Genomic DNA, 24,255 nt, shown 5'->3' with positions numbered 1-24,255 from the left:
CGGAGGGCGTCATCCGGTCAGTCCATCACGCGCGGGCTTCACTCGGGCAGGGTGTCGGCATGGCGATGGACCACCCTCCACTCGCCGTCCTCATGCCGGTACACCTGGGTGGCCCGCAGTGTGTAGGTCCGAGGCCGTCCGTCGACGGAGACGGAGGTGTGTTCGAGGCCGGCCGTGTACGCCATGTCGCCCACGACGTCGTACGCCTGCAGTTCGAACACGTACGACGTGCAGTCGGAGAAGCTCTCCGCGAGGGCGCGGAAGAGCGTGTCGAGTTCCTGCCGGCCGTTGGCGTTGCGCCATGCACCCAGGACGCTCACGGGCTCGTTGCGTGACCAGAGTGCCCGGCGGGGGGCCGGGTCGCCGTTGTGCAGCGCACGCTCCGCCTCGTACAGGGCGGTCCTGACCCACATGAGGAAATCGGCACGGTCGCCCATGCCTTCATCATCCTCGATCAGCCGGCGGCTGCGAGTTCGCCACTCAGGGTCTCGTGCAGCCGGGCGCTGGGCTCGTTCAGTCCCGTGATCTCGACGCTCTTGCCGCGCTGCGCGTACCGGTGCTCGATCGCGTCCAGTGCGGCAACCGACGAGGCGTCCCAGATGTGCGCGGCGGACAGGTCGATGACGACCTTGTCGGGATCGCCGGCGTAGTCGAAGCGGCCCACGAGCTCGTTGGAGGAAGCGAAGAACAGCTCACCGGTGACGGCGTACACGACCTGCCGGCCGTCGGGGTCGGTGACCGCCGTGACGTCGGCGAGCCGGGCGACACGCTTGGCGAAGATGACCATGGCGGTGACGGATCCCGTGACGACGCCGACGGCGAGGTTGTGGGTGGCGACGACGCAGGCCACGGTGACGGCCATGACGGTGATCTCGCCCGCCGGCATCCGCTTGAGCGTCTTCGGGGCGATCGAGTGCCAGTCGAAGGTCGCGAAGCACACCATGATCATGACGGCCACCAGTGCGGCCATCGGGATGTCGGACACGACCGGCCCGAAGACGATGCACAGCACCATCAGGAAGACGCCCGCGAGGAAGGTGGAGAGCCGGGTCCGCGCGCCGGAGACCTTCACGTTGATCATGGTCTGGCCGATCATCGCGCAACCGCCCATGCCGCCGAGGAAGCCGGTGACGATGTTCGCGATGCCCTGCCCGACGGATTCCCGGGTCTTCGACGAGGGGGTGTCGGTGATCTCGTCGACCAGCTTCGCCGTCATCAGGGACTCCATCAGCCCGACGAGGGCCATGGCGAAGGCGTACGGGGCGATGGTGGTCAGCGTGTCGAGGGTGAACGGTACGTCGGGCAGCCCGGGCACCGGCAGCGAGGACGGCAGCGCACCCTTGTCGCCGACGGTCGGTACGGCGATGCCCGCGGCCACGGTGATCACCGTCAGGATGACGATCGAGACCAGCGGGGCCGGGACCGCGGTGGTGATCCTGGGAAACAGCACCATGAGCGCCAGACCGGCCGCGAGCAGGGGGTACACGGCCCACGGCACGTCCCGCAGCTCCTTCACCTGGGCCATGAAGACCAGGATGGCGAGGGAGTTGACGAAGCCGACCATCACCGAGCGCGGGATGAACCGCAGCAGCTTCCCCACCCCCAGCGCACCGAGGACGATCTGGAACGCCCCGGCCAGGATGACCGCGGCCACCAGGTAGCCGAAGCCGTGCTCGCGGTTCAGCGGTGCGATGACCAGGGCCACGGCCCCGGTGGCGGCGGAGATCATCGCGGGCCGGCCACCGACGACGGCGATGGTCACGGCCATGGTGAAGGAGGCGAACAGGCCGATCGCCGGATCCACCCCGGCGATGATCGAGAACGAGATCGCCTCCGGGATCAGCGCCAGCGCGACCACCAGCCCGGCCAGTACCTCGGTGCGCAGCAGCTTCGGCGAGAGCCAGGACGGCCGGATGTCACGCAGCCGCGCGGATATGGAGACAGCGGAGTGAGGCAAGGGGAGCAGACCTGTCAGGCGGGCACACCGCCAACCGGCAGGCGGACGTACGGAGGGACGGAACGACCCTCCAGGGTACCGTTCCCGTCCCCAGGCACAGGACCGGGAGTCCGGCGACACCTGCGCCGTGGGCCGTCAACGGGACACTGCGACGCCGAGGGAGTCGGCAGCCAGGGCCTTCGGGGCGCCCTTCTCGTAGAAGACGTCGAGCTCGGTGATGGTGAAGCCGGCCGTGATGAGCAGATCGGCGATGGGCCGGGTGAGGTGGCATCCGTCGAGGAGGCGCTGCTCCAGCGGGTCGAGACGGCGCTGCCAGCGGCGTACCCGCTCGTCAGGGGCCAGTCCGTGCTCGATGAAGTGCAGGGTCCCGCCCGGCTTGAGCACGCGTCGCACCTCCTGGAGGGCGGCAGCGGCGTCCGGGATGGTGCAGAGCGTCCAGGTGGACAGAGCGGTGTCGAAGCGCGCGTCCGCGAAGGGCAGCGACTGGCCGTCGAGGCCCGAGCGCTCGACCGGGATGGTGGTCGCTGCGAGCCGCTTGGCGGCCAGCTTCCAGCCCACGTCCGAGGGGTCGACGGCGGCCACCTGCGTGACGGCCGGCGGGTAGAAGGGGACGTTGTGCCCGGAGCCGAACCCGATCTCCAGCACTTCGCCTTCCAGGCCCTGGCAGACCCGGCGCCGAAGGGCTTCGGCCTCGCCCATGCCGCATGCGAGGTCGAGGATCCGCGGAACGATGTGCTCGGCGTAGAAACCCATGACCGCCTCCGGGGCTCACGAAAAGTCTGGCACCGTGGCCGGGGTGGTGCGAGCGGCGGGCCGATGCGGGGGTATCGCGTTCAGGCCGGCCTGGGGGCCGGCCCAGCCGGAGCGGTCACACCAGCACCCCGGCGAAGAACATCGACCCCAGAAGGGCGTACTGGATCGAGCAGACTGCCAACAGTGGTACTTGAATCCATCGGGACATGTACTTGACCAGTACGAGCCCGACAAACATTTGCGCATGATTGCGATACCACGACATTTCCGCACCGGCGAAGAACGGCAGCAAGAAGATGGCCACCGTCAGGATCAAGGCGGCCCACTCCTCGGCGCCGAGCCGGCGGTTCCGCACGAGCCGAACCGTGGCCGTCGCCACTACGAGCAGGAGAAAGGCCGCATTCAGCCACAGCTGAGTCCTGTGCGCGGTGAGGCTGTGATCCACCAGCCACGGCAGGTGTCCCTCGGGCCGGTACCAGTCGCTGAACGGGAAACCGTAGGACTTCCTCATCTCGTCGAAGGGCTGGCGCAGGCCGCCTTGCCGGTAACTGGACTTCTGGATGGTCTCGTACGCGTCCCAGCGGCCCGTCGCCTGCCACATCAGCCATTTGGCCCAGAGCAGGCCGCACCCGGCGATGGCTGCTGATGCCCCGGCCTTCGCGCAACGTACGGGCCATGTGTCGCGGTGCCATGCGAAGCATGCGCTCAACAGCAGCATGCCGACGGCGACCGCGCCGACCAGATGGCAGGAGGCCGCCACGAAACCGCCGGCAGCGGCAATGCCCCAGGAAGCGCGCTTCACTCCGGCGATACAGACGAGCAACGCCAGCGTCCCGGTGGCGATCGGGAACATCGCATGGAAATAGATGCCGCCCGGGAAAACCACACCGATGGCGAGGGTGAGGCCGGTGGCCCACGTGAGCCGGGCGCCGAGCAGCCACCACAACACTGCGAACATGCCCAACAAGGACGCTTCGGTGACGGCGACGGCGGATACCTCGTAGGAAAGCCCGGTGGCAGAAACCGCCCGGACCGACATCGGGTAACCAGGAAACCAGGCGACATTTCCGCACAAGACATCGGGAAAATCCGCGTACCGATCCCGGCACCGAAACATCTCGTAGCCGGTCTCGGCGATGGACAGATAGTGTTCGGAATCCCAGCGGCGGCGACCGCCCGTGGACCAATACGCCACCTGGGATCCGTCGCCGGTGACGGAAGCTTTCGCGATCGGCCACGTGATGAGGTTGGTCAGCAGCCATGCGATGACCGGAGGCAGCAGACCGTGCAGCCGACCGCGGCGCGGTGGCCGGATCCGCGGGGACAGGGGCAAACGGGTCGTCCACGGCCCCGCACCGGAGCCCGGCATCCGCTCGGTCGCGGCGTTGCCGTGGGCCATGAGCCGGCCGCCGAGACGGCCCAGCAGCCCGCTGGGCCGGCCGAACCCCTGGGGCGGGAGGCGCTCAGTGATCCTCTCCACGCGGTCATGGAACCACGGGCGGAGGCCGCTCACCTGCCGGCTGCCCGCCGGATCGCGTCGAGCGTGCGCGTCACGTCGTCGTCGGTCGTCGACCAGTTGCTCACCGAGATCCGCATCACGCGACGGCCGTGCCAGCTGGAGCCGCTGATCCACGCAGTGCCGTCGTCGAGCAGCCGGGTGAGCACGCGCTCCGTGCGTTCTTCGTCGCCGAACTCTGCGCAGACCTGAGTGAACACCACGTCGTTGAGGACGGTCGCGCCGTCGATCCCGGCGATGCCGGCGGCAAAGGCGGAGGCGTTTCGGCACAGCCGCTCGACGAGGTCGGCCACACCTGACCGGCCGAGGGACCTGAGTGCGGCCCACACGGTGAAGGCTCTGCCACGCCGGGAGAGCTCGGGCACCTTGTCGATGGGGTCGCCGTGTTCGTCCTGGATGAGGTAGTCGCCGTGCAGGCCCATGGCTGCCCGGAGCGCGGACGGGTCGCGCACGATGGCGAGCCCGCAGTCGTAGGGGACGTTCAGGGTCTTGTGGGCGTCCGTTGCCCAGGAGTCGGCGTACGTGCAGCCCGCGGTCAGGTGGGCGTACGTCGGAGAAGCGGCTGCCCACAGTCCGAAGGCGCCGTCGACGTGCACCCATGCGTCCGCTTCACGCGCGGCACGGATCGTCTCGGCGAAGGGGTCGAAGGCGCCGGAGTGGATGTCACCGGCCTGGAGGATCACGATCGTCGGGTCCTGCCCGCCGCCCGCCAGGGTGCGCCGCAGGGCCTCGGGGTCGATGCGTCCCTGACCGTCCGCCTCGACCAGTTCCGGCCCGCCGAGTCCGAGATAGCGCAGCGCCAGGTCGATGGCCATGTGGCGGTCCTCGCCGGCGACGACGCGTACGGGCGGCCCACCTGCGAGGCCGTCGCGGGCGACGTTCCAGCCGGTGCGGCGCAGCACCGCGTCGCGCCCCGCGGCGAGGCAGGTGAAGTTCGCCGTCGTGGCACCCGTGGTGAAGCCGACGGCGCTGGCGCTGGGCAGCCCGAGAAGGTCGAGCAACCACATGCCGGCAACGTCCTCCACCGCCGCGTACGCGGGCGAGGCGGCGCGCATCACGCAGTTCTGGTCCCAGGCGCTGACCAGCCAGTCTGCGGCCAGCGCGGCCGGTTCCGTGCCACCGACCACGAACCCGTAGAAGCGACCACCGGGGAAGGCGGTGAGCCCCGGCTCACAGGCCGTGGCCAGGAGGTCGACGACGTCGGCCGGCGCGCTCGGCCCGTCGGGCAGCTCGGCACCGAGCGCCCGCACGATCTCGTCGACCGAAGCACGGGCGGGGACCCGGCGGTCGGACAGGCTCGCCAGCCAGCGGGCGGCATGGCCGTACGCCCGTTGGAGCGCCCTCTCGCGCGCGTCCATACCTCGGACTATGGGACCGCCGCCGCTGCCCCGCAAGCCGCCCCGCAAGCCGCGGCCCCCGCAAACCGCCCCGCCCGGCCGGTGCACCTGCACCCCCGACCGGTGGCGCCCCGGTGCCGGGGAGCGCCACCGGGCGGCGCGGGTGGACGGGCCGGCAGTGGGTAGGCGGGTGCGTGGAGGTCGTGCCGTGTCCCACTCGGACTGGCTGCTGGAACCCGGAGAACGCGGGAACGCCGCCACCCGGCTGGAGGAGCGCCGGGCGGACGGAGCCGCGTGCTCCGAGGGCAACGACGCCCGGCCGCTGGTCCACGGAGCGGCGTACTTCGCCGAGCTCCTCGAGCGGATCCGGGGGATGCACGCGGGCGATCTGATCCTGTTCACCGACTGGCGCGGTGATCCCGACGAGCGGCTGGCCGGAGCCGGTACGGAGATCGCGGCCGTGCTCAGCGGGGCCGCGGAGCGCGGTGTCATCGTCAAGGGACTGCTGTGGCGCTCCCACCTCGACGGCTTCCGGTTCAGCGAGGAGGAGAACCTCTCCCTCGGCGAAGACATCGAGGCGGCGGGCGGCGAATGCCTGCTCGACCTGCGCGTGCGGCCCGGCGGCTCGCACCACCAGAAGATGGTGGTGCTGCGCCACCCCGGCCGCCCGGAGCGCGACGTCGCGTACGTCGGCGGGATCGACCTGTGCCACAACCGCAACGACGACGCCGGCCACCCGGGCGACCGCCAGTCCCTCCCCATGGCAGCGGCTTACGGTCCGCACCCCCCGTGGCACGACGTCCAGCTCGCGGTCAGCGGGCCGGCCGTCGGCGACGTCGAAGCCGTTTTCCGCGAACGCTGGGAGGACCCGGCGCCGCTCAGCCGCAGCCCCCTGATCCGCCTGCGCGAGCTGTGGGACCGGGAGGACACCAGCGCCGGTGAGCTGCCGCCGCAGGGCGCCGATCCTCCTGCCTGCGGTACGCACGCCGTCCAGGTGCTGCGCACCTACCCGAACCGGTTGCTGAGCGGGTATCCCTTCGCCCCCGACGGCGAGCGCAGCATCGCCCGCGGCTATCTGAAGGCGCTGCGGCGGGCCCGGACGCTGATCTACGTGGAGGACCAGTACCTGTGGTCCCCGCGCGTGGTGGACTGCTTCGCCCGGGCGTTGCGCGCGCACCCGCGACTGCGGTTGATCGCCGTCATCCCTTCCGTTCCCGAACAGGACGGCCGGCTCAGCCGGCCCGTGAACCTGATCGGACGGATCACCGCCCTGGAGGAGCTGCGCCGTGCGGGCGGGGACCGGGTCACGGTCTACGGCCTGGAGAACCGCGCCGGAACCCCGGTATACGTACATGCCAAGGTGTGCGTGATCGACGACGTATGGGCTGCGGTCGGGTCCGACAACGTCAACCTGCGTTCGTGGACCCACGACTCCGAACTGAGCTGCGCCGTCCTCGACCGGAGCCGTGATCCGCGGCCGCCGCACGATCCGGGCGGACTGGGTGACGGCGCCCGGCGCTTCGCCCGGGAGCTGCGTCTGGAGCTCATGCGCGAACACCTGGACGCGCAGGCCGGGGCGGAGCCGGGGCTGTGCGATCCGGAGGCCGCATTCGACGCGTTCAAGGAGACCGCCGCGGCACTGGACGCCTGGCACGCGGGCGGCCGGCCCGGACCGCGCCCTGCGGGCAGACTCCGCCGCTATTTCCCGCCGGACCTGCCGACCGTCCAACGCCTCCTAGCGGCCCCGCTGCACCGCGCCCTGATCGACCCGGACGGACGCCCCCTCAGGTTGCGCTTCGGCAAAAGCTTCTGACGGGGGAGCGGTGGCGGGGCGGGGTTCAGGCCGAACGCCCGTCGCGGCGCAGCCTGGCGGGCGTGGTGCCGTACCAGCGCTGGACCGCCCGCCGCAGCGCGCGGGCGTCGGCGTAGCCGCTCCGAGCGGCTATCGCGTCGATGCCCAGGTCGGTGTCGTGGAGCAGCCGCGTGATGTGGGCCCGCCGCACCGCCTCGACCTCGTTGCTCCAAGTGGTGCCGTGTTCGTCGAGGCGGCGCTGGAGGGTTCTCGTACTGACGGCCAAGCGGCGCGCCACCGCGGGCAGCGCCGGAGTGGTGGTCTCGTCGTGGACGGAGGCCAGGGCGGAGCGGAAGAGGCCCAGCCAGTCGTGCAGCGGGATCGCGCCGGCAAGGGTCTGCTCGGCGTGTCTTCGCAACACGGTCGACAGACCCGGCTGGGCGTGTGGTGTCGGCGCACTCAAGTCGCGGGCGCGGAAGGTGATCGAGCTGACCGGCGCCTCGAACTCGATGGCGCGGGTGCCGTACAGCCCGGTCAGCGCCTCGTGCCGACGGGGTGCTTCGGCGGCCAGGGTGACGCGGAGGGGAACGAGACGGCGCTGTGCGGCTTCGCTCAGCCGCCGTCGGTACAGGCCGAGCGCGTACGCGCGGATGGCGCAGGCCGCCTCGTACGTCAGGTCGGCCTCGTTGACGTGGCTGATGGTGATCTGCTCACCGTCCTCGACGATCCGCAGGTTGTCCGTGCCGGTGTCGGCGACGGCGGCGAAGTACACCGAGGCGTCCCGGATCCCCTCGAGCGGAGTGGGCGCGGAGGTGATCAGGTAGTCCCAGACTCCGAGGGCGCCGATGCCCGACTGATCTGCCAGCACCAGGGTCAGCTCGGCCCAGGAAGCGTGGACGGTCGTCAGTTCCGCGATGCGGATGCCCGTGGCCGAGGGGGTTCGGCACAGGTCGTCGTTGAGGTGCTCGGGCGCCATGCCCAGCAGGTGCGCGTACCCGTCCGCGGGTATGCCGAGCCGACGAGCGGCGCTGACGCTCAGACGGGTGAGGGCCGAGGAGGTCGTCCCCTGGTGCGCAGGCAAGATCACAGCGGACGAGCATAGACCAGCCTGAATGACCAGGTCATCGTCATGGCCCGGCGCCTGATGTCCCCATCACGGCGTGGAGGGTCCCCCATTGGCGCGCACGGTCCCCTGGCTGGCGTGTGGTGCCCTGTGCCGAGCCGTGTGGGCGGCCATAGCGTGGTGATCGTTCTCAGAGGAATCCGTTCGGCGTGACGCTGGGACGGCCCCTCTCGGCGCACTGCCCCGTACGGGGGTCGGGTCAGTGCGCCATGCCGTCGATCGCGTCGCGGCGGACGGACGCCACAGGGGTGCGCGGTGGGGCGGGTGATCGGCCGTCGTCGACGCCCAGGGCGGCGCGCATCACGGCTCCGCCCGTGCATGGGCCGTCAGACGCCGGGACAGGACGCGGGCGCGAGGAGCGTGCCGACCACACCCGACGGTCGCGGCTGCCAGCGCGACCAGAGCTGTGCCCACCGTGCCTCCACCTGAGCCGGGACGCTTCCCCACGACCCTGACGGCCCGTGGACCGGAACTCAGACGGACCGCGGGGCCCCTTCCACCGGGGTGCCCGGTGGCGGCCACTGCCGCCGGGAGGGGACCACGGCCCGCAGGACTCGGAAGGCGAGGCGGCGCCTCCAGTCGTCCGGCGAGCGGAACTCGGCGATGAACGCGGCGGTCGACCTGCTGATGGAGCCCATCGCCCCGGCGGTGGCCTGCGGATCCCTCAGCCTGTCGCAGTTGAACCAGGCCATGCCCCGTGCGACCCGGATCCCGTAGCTGGTGAACAGCTCGTCGTCGCCGGTGAACAACCGGTCCAGGGACTGCAGCCGACGGCAGTACCGGGCGGAGATCTCGTCCTGGACCGTGTCGATGGAGGAGGCGAGGAGGTCGTTCATCCGGTGGAAGTCGGCGATGTGGTCGCGGAGTTCCCCACGGCCCGTCCGGGCCAGGGCCTGGAGTGCCAGCGGCAGGTCGTACGACATGTGGGCCATCATCGAGAACAGCACCTCCTCCAGGACGTAGGAATGCCGTACGGTCGAGGCCGCGTACACGTCCCGCCAGGGTTTCGGGATGCTCTCCGGCATGTCGGCGGAGCGGACTTCCCCGCGGGGACGGGGGCCGGCTCCCAGCCAGGTGTCGATGGCCTCCATCGCGGTGAAGTAGGCCCCGGCGAGGGAGACGGAGAGGTCGGCGACCCACTCCGGCGTCCTGAACGCCAGCGTGTCGGTCCGCAGGCTCGCAGCGAGGTCCGAGGTCAGCCGGAAGTAGGTGTACGCGAACACGGCGCGGGGATCCTGCGCGGCGTCGTACTGCATGACGCGGGCGGTCAGTTCTCCCACGACCCCGAGGACCTTGTCGGCGGCAACAGCCGTGGCGTCCTCCGTCATGAGGTCCGGCGGGCGCTCTCCGTCGCCTTCGCCCAGTCGCACACGAGTTCTCCCGCGAGGCTCTGCCGGTCGGCTCCCACCTCGTACGTCGCGGTCCAGGGGCTCCCCAGCAGCGGCATGTGGTAGGTGGAGCCCAGGCCCGAGGGCTGGATCTCCGCAGGGTAGGTGAACGTGCGCGTCAGGAGGGCCGGGACCGGACTGAACTGCTCGTGCGCCTCGACGGTGACCCCCCTGCCGTCAGGGGCGAGAACGTAACGCTCCTTCAACAGGTACAGCGTCACCCCGAACTTGGAGACCCTGACCACGTTGTCGGCGACGCCGAAGGCGCCCTCGGACGGGCTCGCCACGATGGTGGAATCCAGCCGGGACGGCCCGGTCAGCCGCTGCGTGAGGTCCATGGCCACGACGAGCACCCGGTTCAGCAGCCCGAGGCCGCGGGTCTCCCGGAGGCGTCTCCAGGACGTGACCCGGAAGGTGAACAGCCCCTGCCAGTCGCCGGCCCCCACGTCGAAGTAGTAGACGTGACTGGGGGCGTCTGAGCGGGACGGTGAACCGTCCACATGGTTCGTCACGTTGTGTAGCGTAACGGCCGCTGCGCACACGGAGTGTGAGCGGAGCGCGTGTCCTTCCCGGCTCGGCGACTGCCTCGCCGAGTTCAGCCGCGGTCTCGTCGACCGGGACGGTCACCCGACCGTGCAGGCCCGCGACGAGATCATCGCCTTCCTGGCCGAGCGGCTCGAACGGAAATGAATCGCCCGGGAAGCCTGTTGTCCGGGACGTGCCTCATGATCTCGAGCGGTCCGACCGGATCCACCCCCTGCTGGCCAACCGGTTCAGCCCCTACAAGTTCGACCCGTCGGGCCTCGTCGACGACCACGCCCTCGAGCTGCTCCTGGAAGCCGCGAGGTGGTCGCCCTCCGCCGGGAACTCCCAACCGTGGGGGTTCTTTCCCGTCAGGCCGGGCGAGCCGGACCACGAGCGGGTGCTGCGCCATCTCGCGCCCAGCTCTGCACGGTGGGCGGGCGACGCCGGTCTGCTCGTGGTGGCGCTCACGCGCCGCCATGTCGACGACTTCCGGACCGTCTACTCCGAGTTCGCCGACTACGACCTCGGACAGGCCGTCGCCCACCTGAGCATCCAGGCCCAGGCCATCGGGCTGGCATGCCACCAGTTCCGGGCCTTCGACCTCGAAGCCCTCACCGGGGAGCTCCGGCCGAACCCCGGCTGGTCGATCGTTTCCATGATCGCGGTCGGCCGGGCGGCCGACGAACCCCCGGTGGTGCGGGAGAGGCGCAGCACCGCCGACCTCCGCGCCGCGCCCTGGCGGCCCGTAGGCGACGGCTAGAACGCCGAGTGGGCGAACCAGTGGGCGATCAGGTCCGGGTCGCCGAGCAGGCGGAAGGCGTCGCTCCGGCGGTCCAGGCGGCCGTAGAGGAGCAGGAGCAGGTCCGCAGCCGAACCCTGCACCGTGGCGTCCGCCGTACGGGGCCCGGCACCGTCGGCCAGCAGCGCGAAGCCGTCGCGGCGCAGGCCGACCGCCCAGTCGCCGGCGCCGTCCTTGCAGCTGAAGCGGATGGTCAGGTCAGGGGCGCGCAGTTGGCCGGTCAGCGGCGCGAAGGAGGATGCGAACGGCAGGTTGGTGAGGAACTCGTCGATGCCGTCGACCGCCAGTACGCGGTCGATGTGCGGATCGATCCCGAGTGCGAGCTCCGCGTCGGCCCGGTGGACGAGGGTCTCGAAGAGCATGCGCCGGACCCAGAAGCGGGCGTGCTGGTCGACTCCCCAGGCCCACATCGGCGCGTCCAGGTCGGTGGCGGCGAACACCTCGGCGGCCTCCGCAGCGCTCTCGGCCAGCCAGTCCGGCAGACCCTCCCGGTGCTCCGGCAGGCGCAGGTCCACGTCACGGCTCGTCGGCGGCTGCTGGATGCGCCGGCGAAGCAGCTGGGTGAACCAGCGGTGCACGCTGCCGACGTGCTGCGTGAGGTCGGCGAGAGTCCAGCCGGGGCAGGTCGGCACCGGGGTGGCGAGGTCGGCCCCCTTGACCGTGGCGACGAATCGGGCGGTCTCGGCTGCGACGGCCGTTCCGTGCTGGGCGGGGTTCATGTCTGTGCCTCTCCTCTGATGCTGCTTCCCCGGGTGGCGAGGATGCTTAAGGTTATCGATGATTCATGACCTTAAGTGCAGACGGTCTGCACCGACCGGAGGGACGAGGATTCGATGACGCTGAAAGAAGGCCAGCGGGTGAAGCTGGCCGCGGACACCAGACTGACCGATTGGGTTGCGATGACGGGGGAGCCCGTGACCTCGCCGGGGGCCGTCGCCGGGTCCGTGTATCTGGCGGCAGGTACCGAGGGCACCGTCGAGCGCGTGGTCGAACACGAGCATCAGAGCCACGAGGCCCGCGAGTACGAGCGGCTCAAGTCGCTTCTCGACACTTTCGGCCACGAGATGCCCACGGGGAGCAGGAGGCAGCTCGAAGAGCAGGTCGGCTCCCTGGAACCGGCGTGGATCGCGTACGAGGAGCAGATGCACCGCGTGACCGTCCGGGTCCGCCTCGACCTCGGGTTCATCCTCGACGACACCCGCGAGGACGTCTTCACGCCCGCCTGACCGCCTGCGGGCCGGTCAGGCCATGCGGTCGCCGAGAGCCGTCACGGCGGCGACCATCCGGTCCCAGAACAGGCCGGCGTCCAGGGTGAGCGCCACTTGCGCGTTCACCGGCCGGTCCGTGTACCGGTGCAGATCCACGACGGTGGCACCCCGGGTGTACCGGCCCTGCAGCTCGACGACCACGTTCGCATCCACGCAGTGCACGATGCCCGGTTCGATCACCCGGGCGACCGCGACCGGATCGTGCAGCGGCGGGTCCTGGAACCCCCACAGCCTGCGGTAGGTGGACGCGAAGAAGGTCAGCAGCTCGGCGCAGACGTGCCCCAGTTCGGTGCCCAGGCGCTCGAAGCGGGCGACGATCTCGGGCGTGGCGAGCGCTTGGTGCGTGACGTTCAGGCCGCACATGGTGAGCGGAACACCGCTGCGGAAGACGATGTCCGCGGCTTCCGGGTCGGCTTGGACGTTGAACTCGGCGGCCGGGGTCCGGTTGCCCCGCTCCGTCGATCCGCCCATGAGGACGATCTCCCGGATGCGGGAGGCGGCATCGGGGTACCGGGTCAGCAGCAGGGCGATGTTGGTCAACGGCGCCGTCGGTACGAGGGTGACCGGCTCCGCGTGCCGGGTCAGGATCCGGTGCATGAGCTCCACCGCGTGTTCGGCGACCACGTTGACGGTGGGTTCGGGGAATCGTGGCCCGTCGAGGCCGGACACGCCGTGCACGTCGTCCGCCACGTTCAGCGCCTGGACCAGCGGCCGGGCGCAGCCTGCGGCGATGGGCACGTCCGTGATGCCCGCGACGGTGCAGACCCGGCGCGCGTTCAGCGTGGTTTTCGCGAGCGTCTGATTGCCCGCGACGGTGGTGATGGCCAGGAGGTCGACCGCGGGGTCACCCGCCGCGAGCATGATCGCGAGGGCGTCGTCGTGCCCGGGGTCGCAGTCGATGATGATCGGTACGGGCACACGCTCTCCTGCCGGGCGGCGCTGACCCGGCCCATTGTGCCGTTCCGGCACCCCCGTGGCGAGGAGGCTTTCGGACCGGCTGCGGGGAACTCCCGGCCGGTGCATCCGGTTGGCCCGCTCCCCGTGCCGTCTCCTCACGAGCCGAATTCGCCGCCGGGCGGCGGTGGTGCATGATCGGGGGATGTCTGATCGCATCATTGCCGCCTGCGACGGCGCGGCCAAGGGGAACCCCGGACCGGCCGGCTGGGCGTGGGTCGTCGCCGACACACAGGGCCGGCCGGAGCGCTGGGAGGCCGGGCCCCTGGGCCGGTCCACCAACAACGTGGGTGAGCTCACCGCCCTCCAGCGGCTGCTGGAGTCCCTGGCCCCCGGGACCGCCGTCGAGGTCCGTATGGACTCCCAGTACGCCATGAAGGCGGTGACCCAGTGGCTCCCGGCCTGGAAGCGCAACGGGTGGAAGACCGCGGCGGGCAAACCCGTGGCCAACCGGGAGCTCGTCGAGCAGATCGACGCTCTGCTGACCGAGCGGGACGTGGAATTCCGCTACGTGCCGGCCCACCGCGAGGACGGCGACCACTTGAATGCGATCGCCGACCAGGCCGCCAGTGACGCCGCGGTCACCCAGCAGGCGGCCGGCACGGCACTCGGCAGTGCGTCGATTCCCGTACCGGCTCCCGCCCGCACGTCTGCTTCGCGATCGAAGCCCGGAGCCGGAGCCGGAGCGAAGAAGTCCACCCGTAGCCGGGGCGCCATCAAGGCGAAGTTCCCCGGCAGCTGCCCCTGCGGATCGTCGTACGCGGTCGGTGACATGATCACCAAGCTCGGCAGCCGCTGGGGCCACCAGGGGTGCGCCGGCGCCGAAGAAGCGTAAAAAGTTACCCAAAGCGCGCGCCCGCGTGTGCTAGGCGGGCAGTCGCGGCGCGTCTGTACTGCAGGAATGCAAAGCCGGAACGGGGAGTACGCCTGGCCGTCGGCGAGTCGATATGGAGCGCCCATATCTCTCAGACATGGACATAGTGCTCAGATCGCCGTCCGTGACGGATGTCATCGCCATTGCTTGACGCGAGCGAGTTTGCACATAGTTGCCGACGCTACGTCCCTGTCGGTCGTCTCCGGAGCTGCTCCGGTACGGCAGGCAGGGAGATGCGTCGATCAACGAGTGAAACGGACTTGGCATGGCTCTCCCGCGCGCCCTTCCCGGCCCCTCGACCGCCAGCGGCGCCCGGGCGGGGCGGCACAGATGAGGACCGCCCCCGAGCGGCTGCGCGCCGGTCTGGCCGGCGGGGCGGCCGCCGTCACCCTGCTGTGGGCCGTGCAGGTGCAACCGTCCGCCCGCCCCGACGAGCTCATCGGGGCGGCCGCACACCTCACCGGGCTCCTCGCGGGCTACGGGATCCTCGCCATGCTCTTCCTGATGGCACGCGTACCGGCGGTCGAGCACGGGGTGGGTGCCGACCGCCTCGCCCGCTGGCACGCCTTCGGCGGCCGCTGGGTTCTGGTCCTGTGCGGCGCCCACGGCCTGTTCGCCCTCGTCGTGTACGCCCTGCGCACCGGAACCGACCTGCTGACCGCGACCGTGGCGCTGTTCCGGTACCCGGCCGTCACCGCCGCGTTCGCGGGAGCCGCGCTGCTGGCAGGTGCCGGCCTGTGCTCTGCCCGGGCCGTGCGCCGCCGGGTCTCGCACGAGGCATGGCGCGGCATCCACCTCCTCACCTACCTCGCCGCCGCGCTCGGCTTCGTCCACCAGCTCGCCGGCCCCGACGTCGCCGTCACCGCCCTCACCACCTGGTTCTGGGCCCTGCTCCACACCGTCGTCGGCGTACTGCTCGCCTGGTACCGCGGGATCGTCCCGGTCTGTCAGGCCCTGCGGCACGGGCTGCGCGTGGCCGCCGTCGACCGGGAGGGCCCCGGCATCGTCTCCGTCACCATCGAAGGAGGCCGGCTCGGCGAACTCCGGGCCGAGCCGGGTCAGTTCTTCCGCTGGCGCTTCCTGACCGGTGGCCTGTGGCACACCGCCCTGCCGTTCTCGCTCTCCGCGCCCGCCCGCGACGACCGCCTGCGCATCACCGTGAAGGCGCTCGGCGGGCACTCGCGGCGCGTCCGCGGGCTCCGGCCGGGCACCAGGGTCCTTGCGACCGGTCCGTTCGGCGCCCTCACCGAGCGGCGGCGCACCCGCTCCAAGGTGTTGCTGATCGCCGGCGGCATCGGGATCACTCCCATGCGCGCCCTCTTCGAGTCCCTGCCGGCAGGCCCGGGTGATCTGACCCTGCTCTACCGGGCGGGCGACGCAGACCAGCTGGTCCTGCGCGATGAGCTGGAGGCCATCGCCGCCGACCGTCAGGCAGCCCTGCACTACCTGGTCGGACGCTCCGACGCCGCGTACGACCCCCTCGCGCCCCAGGCCTTGCGTGCGCTCGTCCCCGACCTGTCCGACCGCGACGTCTACCTCTGCGGACCGCCCGGGATGGCCGATGCGACCACTGCGGCGCTGATCAGGGCAGGCGTCCCCGCGGCGCGCATCCACACGGAGTGCTTCACCTACTGAGCCCGCCGAGCCCGCCGAGCCCGCTGAATCCACTGGAACCACCGGCACGACCGAGGACCCCGATCTGCGATGAACCCGTACCCCGCACCCCAGGAGCCGCGTCGGCCACGCGACACCGCGCCGCAGCCGCGCGCCCGCCGCGCGAGCGCCCGGCACCGGAAGCGCTCGCGCCCCGGGCGGCTCGTCGCCGGGCTCACCCTGGCCAGCGTACTGACCGCAACGGTCATCACGGCGACCGTCGACCCGGCCGCACCGGCCCCGGCCCCGCTGCCGGACGGAAAGCCGGGCCTGCAGTCCGAGCGCTGACCGATTGCCCGGTCACCGGCGCTCAGGGCCCCCGTCGAGCTCCGCCACGATCGAGGCGGGTGTGTGTCCGCTGCCGTCCGACAGCCGGTGGAAGTCGACGGAGACGTAGTTCGGGTTGCGGCCCCCGGCCGCGGGCCGGCACTGCTCGGCGATGCGATTGCGCAGCTTGGCGCCATTGTCCAGAGCCGCCGTCAGGACGGTGGGCACGTTGCGGTGGTGGCTCATCGTGAACAGCCGCCGGAAGCCGGGCTCCTGGCGGTCCAGGGGCACATCGGGCCAGCGGGTGACGCAGGCAAGGTCGTTGCCCAGGTCCCCGAGGCTCCAGTAGTTGCTCACCGTCCAGGACTTGTCGTACATGACGCCCAGGTGCTCACGGTCGGACCGGTCGGAGAAGATGAGCAGGCGCTTCCCGGCGGTGACGAGGTCGGCCACCTTCGGCCATCCGTGCTGCCGTACGCCCCAGTCGTCGGGCCGGAACAGCAGTTCCTGCAGACCCCTGACCCGGCCGAGGGACTGACCCAGCTGGTCGGCGCCCACGTAGTCCTCGAGGAAGACGGTCACGACCTCCTGCGGATGGGAGGCGAGGAAGTCCACCACGGTCTGCATCGTGCCCTGGAACGACTGCCGCGGCAGGGCGTACGTGGCTCCGGCGAAGGTCTTGCAGTCGCCGTGGCACAGGTAGACGTCGCTGGGGTAGCAGTCGCTGCCGAAGCTGATGACGCACAGCCAGGTGCTGCGCTCGTACCAGTGCGTGTCCAGACTCAGGCCGCGCACGCCGTTGTCGAGCTGGGCCCGCACCGACTCGGCCTGGTTCACCGAACTCCAGCGGGAGTCGTCGTAGTTGGTGAAGGCGTTGTGGGTGGTCAGGAAGGCGGCCTCGTCGAGGCGGCGGTCGCCCCAGCGGGCGGCCGCAGCTTCCGCCGCGCCCGTACCGGAGGAGACCGAGACGGCGGCGGATGTCCCGGCCGGAGCCGAGGCGGACGCTGCCGTCGCCGTGCCCAGGAGGGCCAGCAGGAGGAGGCAGACGAAGGTGCGCCGGCCGGTCCTTCCCATGAGCCGGGAGGGGGCGGTCCACGGGCCGGGCGCCGGTGCGCTGCGAAGGCGCCCACGGGACCCATTTCGAGGCGTGTCCATGTCAACCATGCGCAGGAGGGTAGCGCGCGGGCCGTCGATCCGCTGCCCCGCGGACGGCCGCGGCTCCACCGGGCTGGCCGGCGCACGGGGCCGGTCCACCCCAAGAGCTCACCAAGATACGTTCTCGATACATTCAACCTGCGGTGGGCGATCCGCCTCGCAGACGTTCACGGGTGCAATCTGTGCACGACCCACACACGGTCGGCCGGCTCCCGCAGAGGGCCGGCCGCGCCTGCCTCCCGGAAGGGGCCACCACGTGAAACGCGGCAGGGCCAGGGCTACGACAGAACGCGCGGCGGACGCCGTCTCCGACCGGTTGCTGCAGGCGGGGCGGATGCTCAGCCGAGCGTCCGGGACGCCGGACGGCCGGGCGGTGTTCCGGGCCGACCAGGCGGTCAACGACACGCCGTACCGCGAGCGCTGGGCGCACGACAAGGTGGTGCGCTCCACGCACGGCGTGAACTGCACCGGCTCCTGCTCGTGGCAGGTGTACGTCAAGGACGGCCTGATCACCTGGGAGACGCAGGCGACCGACTACCCGTCGACGGGCCCCGACCGGCCGGAGTACGAACCGCGCGGCTGCCCCCGCGGCGCCTCGTTCTCCTGGTACACGTACTCGCCCACCCGCGTGCGCTACCCGCACGCCCGGGGCGTACTGGTCGAGATGTTCCGCGAGGCCAGAGCGCGCCTCGGCGGAGACCCGGTCGCGGCCTGGGCGGAGATCACCTCGGACCCCGACAAGCGGCGGCGCTACCAGGCGGCCCGCGGCAAGGGCGGCCTCGTCCGCATCGGCTGGCAGGAAGCCCTGGAGATCGCCGCCGCTGCGCACGTGCACACACTGGCCGCGCACGGCCCCGACCGGATCGCCGGGTTCTCACCGATCCCGGCGATGTCGATGGCCTCGCAAGCGGTCGGGGCCCGCTTCCACGCGCTGATCGGCGCTCCGATGCTGTCGTTCTACGACTGGTACGCCGATCTGCCGATCGCATCGCCGCAGGTCTTCGGCGACCAGACCGACGTACCGGAATCCGGGGACTGGTGGGACGCCGCCTACCTGATGCTGTGGGGTTCCAACGTTCCCGTCACCCGGACCCCCGATGCCCACTGGATGGCCGAGGCCCGCTACCGCGGACAGAAGGTCGTGGTCGTCTCGCCCGACTACGCGGACGCCACCAAGTTCGCCGACGAGTGGCTCCACCCGCATCCGGGCACCGACGGCGCGATGGCCATGGCCATGGGGCACGTCATCCTCAAGGAGTGCTTCGTCGAGAGACAGGTGCCCTACTTCACCGACTACGTGAAGCGGTTCACGGACCTGCCGTTCCTGGTGGAGCTGGAGGAACGCGAGCCGGGGCGGTACGTACCGGGCCACTTCGTGACGGCCGCGGACCTGCGCCATGCCCGGGACGCGCCCGATGAGGCGACGCGCCGGTGGATGCCCGTCCTGCTGGACGCCGTCACCGGTTCACCGGTGGTGCCGAACGGGACGATGGGGGACCGCTGGTCGAAGTTCAGCGAGGGCCGCTGGAACCTGGACCTGGGGGACGTCGAGCCGCTCCTCACCCTGTACGACGGCGAGGACGGGCCCAGCGCGAGGGTCGTCCTGCCCCGCTTCGAGGAGGCGGGGGCGACCGTCGAGCGCAGCGTTCCCGTGCAGCGCCTCGGCGACCGTGTCGTGACGACCGTGTTCGACCTGATGCTCGCCCAGTACGGGGTGGGCCGCAGCGGGCTCGACGGACCGTGGCCGGCCACGTACGAGGACGCCTCCACCCCGTGCACCCCCGCCTGGCAGGAGGCGATCACCTCCGTTTCCGCGGGTGCGGTGGTGCGTGCGGCACGGGAGTTCGCGCGGACGGCCGAGCAGACCCGGGGCCGCTGCATGATCGTGATGGGTGCGGGCACGAACCACTGGTTCCATTCGGACACGATCTACCGCTCCTTCCTGGCCCTGCTGCTGCTCACGGGCTGTCAGGGGGTGAACGGCGGCGGCTGGGCCCACTACGTGGGCCAGGAGAAGGTGCGGCCGTTCGCCGGCTGGCAGCAGCTGGCCACCGCCTCCGACTGGGTGCGGCCCTCCCGCCAGATGGCCGGCACACCGTACTGGTACCTGCACACCGACCAGTGGCGCTACGAGGGATTCGCCGCCGAGGCACTCACCGCGCCGACGGCCCGCGGCACCTTCGCCGGCGCGCACACGGCGGACCTGGTGGCGCGGTCGGTTCGGCAGGGCTGGATGCCGTCCTACCCCACGTTCTCGGCCAACCCCCTCGAGCTCGGCCGCCGAGTGCACGAGTCCGGAGCGGAGCCGGCGCAGTGGGTGGACCAGCAGCGTGACGCGGGCCGGCTCGGGTTCTCCTGTGAGGACCCCGACGATCCCGTGAACTGGCCGCGCGTGCTGACGGTGTGGCGGGCCAACCTCATCGGCTCCTCGGCCAAGGGCAACGAGTACTTCCTGCGGCATCTGCTCGGCGCCGACGACAACGCCTCGGCCGCGCAGGCGCCGCAGGAACACCGGCCGCGGGAAGTGGCCTGGCGCCAGGAGGCACCGCGGGGGAAGCTGGACCTGCTGCTCGCGCTCGACTTCCGCATGACCTCCACCACCCTGTTCGCCGACCTCGTCCTGCCGGCGGCGACCTGGTACGAGAAGCACGACCTGTCCAGCACGGACATGCACCCCTTCGTGCACGCCTTCTCGCCGGCGATCGACCCGCCGTGGCAGGCCCGCACCGACTTCGAGATCTTCCACGGCATCGCCGCAAAGGTCGCCGAACTCGCACAGGGCCGCCTGGAGGACTCCTGGGACCTGGTCGCCACGGCCCTGGAGCACGACACCCCCGGCGAGGCCCCGCCCGAGGGTCCCACCCAACCCCGGTACACGCTCGTCAAACGGAACTACACCGCCCTCGCCGACCAGCTGGCGGCCTTCGGCCCGCTGCCCGACGAACACGGCCTGCAGGTACGCGGCATCACCGTGCACACCACCCCGGAGTCCCACTGGCTCGCCGAACGCTGCGGCACGGCCCGGGAGGGAACGGCCCGCGGCCGCCCGCTGCTGGACACGGACGTCAAGCTGTGCGAGGCCATCCTGGCCCTGTCGGGCACGACGAACGGCCGCGTCGCCGCCGAAGGATTCCGGCAGCTGGGCGTGCGCTGCGGACCGGGGAGCGGCCTGGAGGAGCTGGCCGCCTCGCTGGCCGAGCGGCGCATCGTGTTCTCCGACACCCAGGCCCGCCCGGTGCAGGTCGGCGCCAGCTTCGAGTGGTCCGGCAAGGAGGGGCCGGACCGCCGCTACGCGCCCTTCACCATCAACACCGAGCACCGCAAGCCGTGGCACACGCTGACCGGCCGCCAGCACTTCTACCTCGATCACGAGTGGATCGCCGAGTACGGCGAGCAACTGCCCGTCTACCGGCCTCCCCTGGACCTAGCGGCCCTGGGCGACCGGCTCCGGCACGAATCGGGGGACGGGGGGAGGTCGGTGACGGTGCGGTACCTGACCCCGCACTCGAAGTGGTCCATCCACTCCGAGTACCAGGAGAACCTCCTCATGCAGACCCTGGCCCGGGGCGGCCCCGTCATCTGGCTCAGCGTCGAGGACGCCGCGGCCGTCGGCGCCGCGGACAACGACTGGATCGAGGCCGTCAACGCCAACGGCGTGGTCGTCGCCCGCGCCGTCGTCTCCCACCGCATGCCGCCCGGGACGGTGTTCATGTACCACGTACAGGAACGCATGGTGAACGTGCCCACCTCCGAGACCACGGGGCGGCGCGGCGGCGTCCACAACGCCCTGACCCGCCTGCTGATCAAGCCCACCCATCTGATCGGCGGACACGCCCAGCTCTGCTTCGCCCCCAACTACTACGGCCCCACCGGAAACCAGCGCGACGCCGTCACCGTCATCCGCCGCCGCTCCCAGGAGGTCACGTACTGATGCCCCGGAGCGAAGCGCCCATCGGACGCGTGATGGCACAGGTCGCGATGGTCATGAACCTCGACAAGTGCATCGGCTGCCACACCTGCTCGGTCACCTGCAAGCAGACCTGGACCAACCGGTCGGGCAGCGAGTACGCCTGGTTCAACAACGTCGAGACCCGCCCCGGACAGGGCTACCCGCGCTCCTACGAGGACCAGGAGAAGTGGCAGGGCGGCTGGCAGCTCAAGCGGGGCCGCCTGGTGCCGCGCAGCGGCGGCCGGGCCCGCCGCCTCGCCACCCTCTTCGCCAACCCCCGCCTCCCCTCCCTGGCCGACTACTACGAGCCGTGGACGTACGACTACGAGAACCTGATCAACGCACCGCTCGGCGACGACGTCCCCACCGCCGCCCCCCGCTCCCTGATCGACGGCCGCCCCACCGCGGTGACTTGGGGACCCAACTGGGACGACGATCTGGGCGGCGGCCCGGAACACCTGGCGGGCGACCCCGTGCTCAAGAAGATGAACGAGCGGGTCCGCCTGGAGTACGAGCAGGCGTTCATGTTCTACCTGCCACGCATCTGCGAGCACTGCCTGAACCCGTCGTGCGTGGCCGTGTGCCCGTCGGGGGCGCTGTACAAGCGGATCGAGGACGGCATCGTCCTCGTCGACCAGGACCGCTGCCGGGGCTGGCGCATGTGCGTGACCGGATGCCCGTACAAGAAGATCTACTTCAACCACCGCACCGGCAAGGCCGAGAAGTGCACCCTGTGCTACCCGCGCATCGAGGCCGGGCAGCCCACCGTGTGCTCCGAGACCTGCGTCGGCCGCCTGCGCTATCTCGGAGTCATCCTCTACGACGCCGACAAGGTCGGCGCTGCCGCCGCCACGCCGGACGAGAAGGACCTGTACGAGGCCCAGCTCGACTGCTTCCTCGACCCCGACGACCCGGACGTCCGGCACGCCGCGGAAGAAGCGGGGATTCCGCACGACTGGATCACCGCCGCCCGGCGCTCCCCTGTACGCGCCCTGATCAGCGAGTACAGGGTGGCGCTGCCGCTGCACCCGGAATACCGCACCATGCCGATGGTCTGGTACGTGCCGCCGCTGTCGCCCATCGTCGAGTCCCTGACGGCCACCGGACACGACGGCGAGGACCCGGCAAAGCTGTTCGCCGCGATCGACTCGATGCGGATCCCCGTCGGGTACCTGGCGGAGCTGTTCACAGCGGGCGACCCGGCCCCGGTGGAGGCGGCGCTGTGCCGCCTGGCCGCCATGCGGGCCCACATGCGCCGGATCAACCTCGGCGAGGAACAGGACCCCGCCATCGCCGGCTCGGTCGGCATGGACGCCGACGCCATCGAGGCCATGTACCGGCTGCTGGCCGTGGCCAAGTACGAGGACCGCTACGTCATCCCCACCGGGTACACGGCCCGGCACTCCGAACACGCCGACCCCGGGACCGGATGCAGCCTCGACGGCGAGGGCGGCCCCGGGATGTACACGGCCGACGCCTTCCACGCTCCGCTCGCCGGCCCCGATCCCGAGCCCGGACCTCTGAGCGGCCGCGTGAACCTCCTCAACTGGAACGGCCAAGGCACCCCGGCCGGACTCTTCCCCCGCCGGGGGCGGGCATGACCCACACCGCCGCCCTCCACCAGGCCGCCTCACTGCTGCTGTCGCATCCCGACGAGGACTGGTCGCAGCGCCTCTGCCTCGTCCGCAGTTGCCTCGGCGACCTCGGCGACCGCGGCGGTGAGGAGGCCGCGCTGCTGCTGCGCTTTTGCACCGCGGTCGCCGACGCACCGCAACTGGAGCTGTCCGCCCGCTACGTGGCCACCTTCGACCGCAGCCGCCGCCGTACCCTGCACCTCACGTACTACACGGACGGCGACACCCGCCGCCGCGGCCAGGCCCTGTTGCGCTGGAAGCAGTTGTACCGCGATCACGGCTGGCAGCCACCTGCGGACGAACTGCCCGACTTCCTTCCGCTGGCCCTGGAGTTCGCCGCCCGCTGCCCCCACGCCGGGCGTCCGGCGTTGCAGGAACACCGCGCCGCCCTCGAACTGCTCCGCATGGCCCTGGCCGACCACAAATCTCCCTACGCCGACGTCCTGACGGCCGTCTGCCTCACCTTGCCGGGCCCCTCGCCGGCCGACCGCGCAGCCGCCCTGCGGCTGGCACGCAGCGGCCCGCCCACCGAAACCGTGGGCCTGCTGCCCTTTCCCACGCTGCGCCCGCAGGCAGCCCCAGCCGAGGAGACCCGACGATGAACCACCTGCACATCGCGCTGTGGGGCGTGCTGCCCTACCTCGTCGCCGTCGTGCTCGTCGCCGGAACCGCCTGGCGCTACCACTACGACCGCTTCGGCTTCACCACCCGCTCCAGTCAGCTGCACGAGCACCGGCTGCTGAGCATCGGTGCCCCGCTCTTCCACTACGGACTGCTCTTCGTGATCGGCGGACACGTCGTGGGACTGCTCGTCCCCGAATCGCTCACCGAACGCCTGCACATCCGTGAAGCGGTCTACCACGCCAACGCCGTGTTCGTCGGGGGAGCCGCCGGCCTGGCCACCCTCACCGGCCTGGCGATCCTGGTGTACCGGCGCCTCAAGGTGCCCGCGGTACGCATCGCCACGAGCACCAGCGACCGCGCCGTCTACCCGGTCCTGGCCGCCGTCCTGCTGGCCGGCCTCGCGGCCACCGCCACCACGCTCGTCCCCCATCCCTACGACTACCGCCTGGGCGTGTCCGTCTGGTTCCGCTCCCTCCTCGTCCTCGACCCCGACGTACCCGCGATGGCCCGGGCCCCCCTGCCGTACCAGCTCCACGCGTTGCTCGCCATGACCCTGTTCGCGCTGTGGCCGTTCAGCCGCCTCGTCCACGCCTTCACCGCACCCCTCGGTCATCTGACCCGCCCGTACATCGTCTACCGCTCCCGCGGCACGACCCGGCCGCCCAGCCCGCAAGGAGGGCAGTAGCC

Annotated in this window: 22 protein-coding genes; 11 read left to right on the top strand and 11 right to left on the bottom strand. The window is 71.1% G+C overall.

Translation table 11 applies throughout. The features are described from left to right. Window positions 1–38: 38 nt before the first annotated feature. From IF09_RS0108115 to IF09_RS0108095, 5 genes are all read right to left on the bottom strand, one after another. On the bottom strand, window positions 39–437 hold the full coding sequence (locus IF09_RS0108115) for a nuclear transport factor 2 family protein (RefSeq protein ID WP_030293411.1): 399 nt from the start codon (window positions 435–437) through the stop codon (window positions 39–41). A gap of 17 nt (window positions 438–454) precedes the next feature. Beyond that, window positions 455–1,957 (bottom strand): SulP family inorganic anion transporter, encoded by a 1,503-nt coding sequence (locus IF09_RS0108110; protein WP_030293409.1) that lies wholly within the window; start codon window positions 1,955–1,957, stop codon window positions 455–457. 135 nt (window positions 1,958–2,092) lie between these two features. Next, on the bottom strand, window positions 2,093–2,710 hold the full coding sequence (locus tag IF09_RS0108105; RefSeq protein ID WP_030293407.1) for a class I SAM-dependent methyltransferase: 618 nt from the start codon (window positions 2,708–2,710) through the stop codon (window positions 2,093–2,095). A gap of 115 nt (window positions 2,711–2,825) precedes the next feature. Then, window positions 2,826–4,190 carry a hypothetical protein gene (locus IF09_RS46255; RefSeq protein WP_030293405.1) on the bottom strand — a complete coding sequence of 455 codons (1,365 nt, stop codon included), beginning with the start codon at window positions 4,188–4,190 and terminating at the stop codon, window positions 2,826–2,828. Between the two features lie 29 nt (window positions 4,191–4,219). Beyond that, the gene (locus tag IF09_RS0108095; protein WP_030293403.1) at window positions 4,220–5,584 is read right to left on the bottom strand and encodes a pyridoxal phosphate-dependent decarboxylase family protein; all 1,365 of its coding nucleotides are present in this window, start codon (window positions 5,582–5,584) and stop codon (window positions 4,220–4,222) included. 187 nt (window positions 5,585–5,771) lie between these two features. Between IF09_RS0108095 and IF09_RS0108090 the strand changes: the two genes are divergently transcribed. Next, a complete protein-coding gene (locus tag IF09_RS0108090) occupies window positions 5,772–7,376 on the top strand; it encodes a phospholipase D-like domain-containing protein (RefSeq protein ID WP_030293401.1) in 1,605 nt (534 codons plus the stop codon). 25 nt (window positions 7,377–7,401) lie between these two features. Here the strand turns inward: IF09_RS0108090 and IF09_RS0108085 are convergent, their stop codons facing one another. The 3 genes from IF09_RS0108085 to IF09_RS0108070 all read right to left on the bottom strand — a co-directional run bounded on the left by IF09_RS0108085 (window position 7,402) and on the right by IF09_RS0108070 (window position 10,378). Beyond that, the gene (locus IF09_RS0108085; protein WP_051832207.1) at window positions 7,402–8,442 is read right to left on the bottom strand and encodes an AraC family transcriptional regulator; all 1,041 of its coding nucleotides are present in this window, start codon (window positions 8,440–8,442) and stop codon (window positions 7,402–7,404) included. Between the two features lie 509 nt (window positions 8,443–8,951). Further along, a complete protein-coding gene (locus IF09_RS0108075) occupies window positions 8,952–9,848 on the bottom strand; it encodes a DUF5995 family protein (RefSeq protein ID WP_030293398.1) in 897 nt (298 codons plus the stop codon). Then, window positions 9,803–10,378, bottom strand: coding sequence for a hypothetical protein (locus IF09_RS0108070; RefSeq protein ID WP_158709930.1), 576 nt, complete (start codon window positions 10,376–10,378; stop codon window positions 9,803–9,805). Before IF09_RS0108070 ends, IF09_RS0108075 begins: the two co-directional genes overlap by 46 nt. Before the next feature lies 1 nt (window position 10,379). Here IF09_RS0108070 and IF09_RS45505 point away from each other — a divergent pair, with 1 nt between their 5' ends. Together IF09_RS45505 and IF09_RS0108060 are read left to right on the top strand one after the other, a co-directional pair. Then, entirely contained in the window at window positions 10,380–10,556 is a 177-nt protein-coding gene (locus tag IF09_RS45505; RefSeq protein ID WP_158709929.1) for a hypothetical protein, read from the top strand. 28 nt (window positions 10,557–10,584) lie between these two features. Continuing rightward, window positions 10,585–11,151: a nitroreductase family protein gene (locus IF09_RS0108060; RefSeq protein ID WP_030293393.1), complete on the top strand. Its 567-nt coding sequence runs from the start codon at window positions 10,585–10,587 to the stop codon at window positions 11,149–11,151. On the opposite strand, the gene IF09_RS0108055 is transcribed toward IF09_RS0108060, so the two are convergent. Beyond that, complete coding sequence (locus tag IF09_RS0108055; protein ID WP_030293391.1) at window positions 11,148–11,909, bottom strand: maleylpyruvate isomerase family mycothiol-dependent enzyme; 762 nt, start codon at window positions 11,907–11,909, stop codon at window positions 11,148–11,150. The two genes, IF09_RS0108060 and IF09_RS0108055, sit on opposite strands and share 4 nt — an antisense overlap. A 114-nt stretch (window positions 11,910–12,023) precedes the next feature. Here IF09_RS0108055 and IF09_RS0108050 point away from each other — a divergent pair, with 114 nt between their 5' ends. Continuing rightward, window positions 12,024–12,416, top strand: a complete 393-nt coding sequence (locus IF09_RS0108050; protein WP_030293390.1) for a hypothetical protein — start codon at window positions 12,024–12,026, stop codon at window positions 12,414–12,416. Window positions 12,417–12,431: 15 nt separating this feature from the next. Here IF09_RS0108050 and IF09_RS0108045 read toward each other — a convergent pair whose 3' ends face one another. After that, the gene (locus IF09_RS0108045) at window positions 12,432–13,376 is read right to left on the bottom strand and encodes a nucleoside hydrolase (protein ID WP_030293388.1); all 945 of its coding nucleotides are present in this window, start codon (window positions 13,374–13,376) and stop codon (window positions 12,432–12,434) included. A 181-nt stretch (window positions 13,377–13,557) separates the two neighbouring features. On the opposite strand from IF09_RS0108045, the gene IF09_RS0108040 reads away from it, so the two are divergent. The 3 genes from IF09_RS0108040 (at window position 13,558) to IF09_RS0108030 (ending at window position 16,227) form a co-directional block, all read left to right on the top strand. Then, window positions 13,558–14,247: a ribonuclease H family protein gene (locus IF09_RS0108040; RefSeq protein WP_030293387.1), complete on the top strand. Its 690-nt coding sequence runs from the start codon at window positions 13,558–13,560 to the stop codon at window positions 14,245–14,247. A 369-nt stretch (window positions 14,248–14,616) separates the two neighbouring features. Next, window positions 14,617–15,921: a ferric reductase-like transmembrane domain-containing protein gene (locus IF09_RS0108035; RefSeq protein ID WP_030293385.1), complete on the top strand. Its 1,305-nt coding sequence runs from the start codon at window positions 14,617–14,619 to the stop codon at window positions 15,919–15,921. A gap of 69 nt (window positions 15,922–15,990) precedes the next feature. Beyond that, the gene (locus IF09_RS0108030; protein ID WP_030293383.1) at window positions 15,991–16,227 is read left to right on the top strand and encodes a hypothetical protein; all 237 of its coding nucleotides are present in this window, start codon (window positions 15,991–15,993) and stop codon (window positions 16,225–16,227) included. A 12-nt stretch (window positions 16,228–16,239) separates the two neighbouring features. Here IF09_RS0108030 and IF09_RS0108025 read toward each other — a convergent pair whose 3' ends face one another. Further along, window positions 16,240–17,280 (bottom strand): PI-PLC domain-containing protein, encoded by a 1,041-nt coding sequence (locus tag IF09_RS0108025; protein WP_051832206.1) that lies wholly within the window; start codon window positions 17,278–17,280, stop codon window positions 16,240–16,242. A gap of 415 nt (window positions 17,281–17,695) precedes the next feature. Between IF09_RS0108025 and IF09_RS0108020 the strand changes: the two genes are divergently transcribed. From IF09_RS0108020 to narI, 4 genes are read left to right on the top strand one after another with little or no spacing between them, the layout of a single operon-like run. Then, window positions 17,696–21,292 carry a nitrate reductase subunit alpha gene (locus IF09_RS0108020; RefSeq protein WP_078613119.1) on the top strand — a complete coding sequence of 1,199 codons (3,597 nt, stop codon included), beginning with the start codon at window positions 17,696–17,698 and terminating at the stop codon, window positions 21,290–21,292. After that, the gene (gene narH / locus IF09_RS0108015) at window positions 21,292–22,911 is read left to right on the top strand and encodes a nitrate reductase subunit beta (RefSeq protein WP_078613118.1); all 1,620 of its coding nucleotides are present in this window, start codon (window positions 21,292–21,294) and stop codon (window positions 22,909–22,911) included. The genes IF09_RS0108020 and narH overlap by 1 nt, the downstream gene beginning before the upstream one ends. Beyond that, complete coding sequence (gene narJ, locus IF09_RS0108010) at window positions 22,908–23,546, top strand: nitrate reductase molybdenum cofactor assembly chaperone (protein ID WP_030293375.1); 639 nt, start codon at window positions 22,908–22,910, stop codon at window positions 23,544–23,546. Before narH ends, narJ begins: the two co-directional genes overlap by 4 nt. Then, on the top strand, window positions 23,543–24,253 hold the full coding sequence (narI, locus tag IF09_RS0108005) for a respiratory nitrate reductase subunit gamma (RefSeq protein WP_030293373.1): 711 nt from the start codon (window positions 23,543–23,545) through the stop codon (window positions 24,251–24,253). Before narJ ends, narI begins: the two co-directional genes overlap by 4 nt. The last annotated feature ends 2 nt before the right edge of the window (window positions 24,254–24,255 follow it).

Origin of the sequence: Streptomyces katrae (assembly GCF_000717655.1) — a bacterium.
In the GTDB taxonomy this organism is placed as follows: domain Bacteria; phylum Actinomycetota; class Actinomycetes; order Streptomycetales; family Streptomycetaceae; genus Streptomyces; species Streptomyces katrae_B.
Note: the sequence above shows the minus strand (reverse complement) of the source record. Positions and strands in the feature narration are given on the sequence as shown.

Coding starts and splice junctions, on each gene's coding strand:
- IF09_RS0108115 (WP_030293411.1), bottom strand. CDS start 437: ATGGGCGACCGTGCCGATTTCCTCATGTGGGTCAGGACCGCCCTGTAC.
- IF09_RS0108105 (WP_030293407.1), bottom strand. CDS start 2,710: ATGGGTTTCTACGCCGAGCACATCGTTCCGCGGATCCTCGACCTCGCA.
- IF09_RS0108095 (WP_030293403.1), bottom strand. CDS start 5,584: ATGGACGCGCGCGAGAGGGCGCTCCAACGGGCGTACGGCCATGCCGCC.
- IF09_RS0108055 (WP_030293391.1), bottom strand. CDS start 11,909: ATGAACCCCGCCCAGCACGGAACGGCCGTCGCAGCCGAGACCGCCCGA.
- IF09_RS0108050 (WP_030293390.1), top strand. CDS start 12,024: ATGACGCTGAAAGAAGGCCAGCGGGTGAAGCTGGCCGCGGACACCAGA.
- IF09_RS0108040 (WP_030293387.1), top strand. CDS start 13,558: ATGTCTGATCGCATCATTGCCGCCTGCGACGGCGCGGCCAAGGGGAAC.
- IF09_RS0108035 (WP_030293385.1), top strand. CDS start 14,617: ATGAGGACCGCCCCCGAGCGGCTGCGCGCCGGTCTGGCCGGCGGGGCG.
- IF09_RS0108030 (WP_030293383.1), top strand. CDS start 15,991: ATGAACCCGTACCCCGCACCCCAGGAGCCGCGTCGGCCACGCGACACC.
- IF09_RS0108025 (WP_051832206.1), bottom strand. CDS start 17,280: ATGGGAAGGACCGGCCGGCGCACCTTCGTCTGCCTCCTCCTGCTGGCC.
- IF09_RS0108020 (WP_078613119.1), top strand. CDS start 17,696: ATGCTCAGCCGAGCGTCCGGGACGCCGGACGGCCGGGCGGTGTTCCGG.
- narH (WP_078613118.1), top strand. CDS start 21,292: ATGCCCCGGAGCGAAGCGCCCATCGGACGCGTGATGGCACAGGTCGCG.
- narJ (WP_030293375.1), top strand. CDS start 22,908: ATGACCCACACCGCCGCCCTCCACCAGGCCGCCTCACTGCTGCTGTCG.
- narI (WP_030293373.1), top strand. CDS start 23,543: ATGAACCACCTGCACATCGCGCTGTGGGGCGTGCTGCCCTACCTCGTC.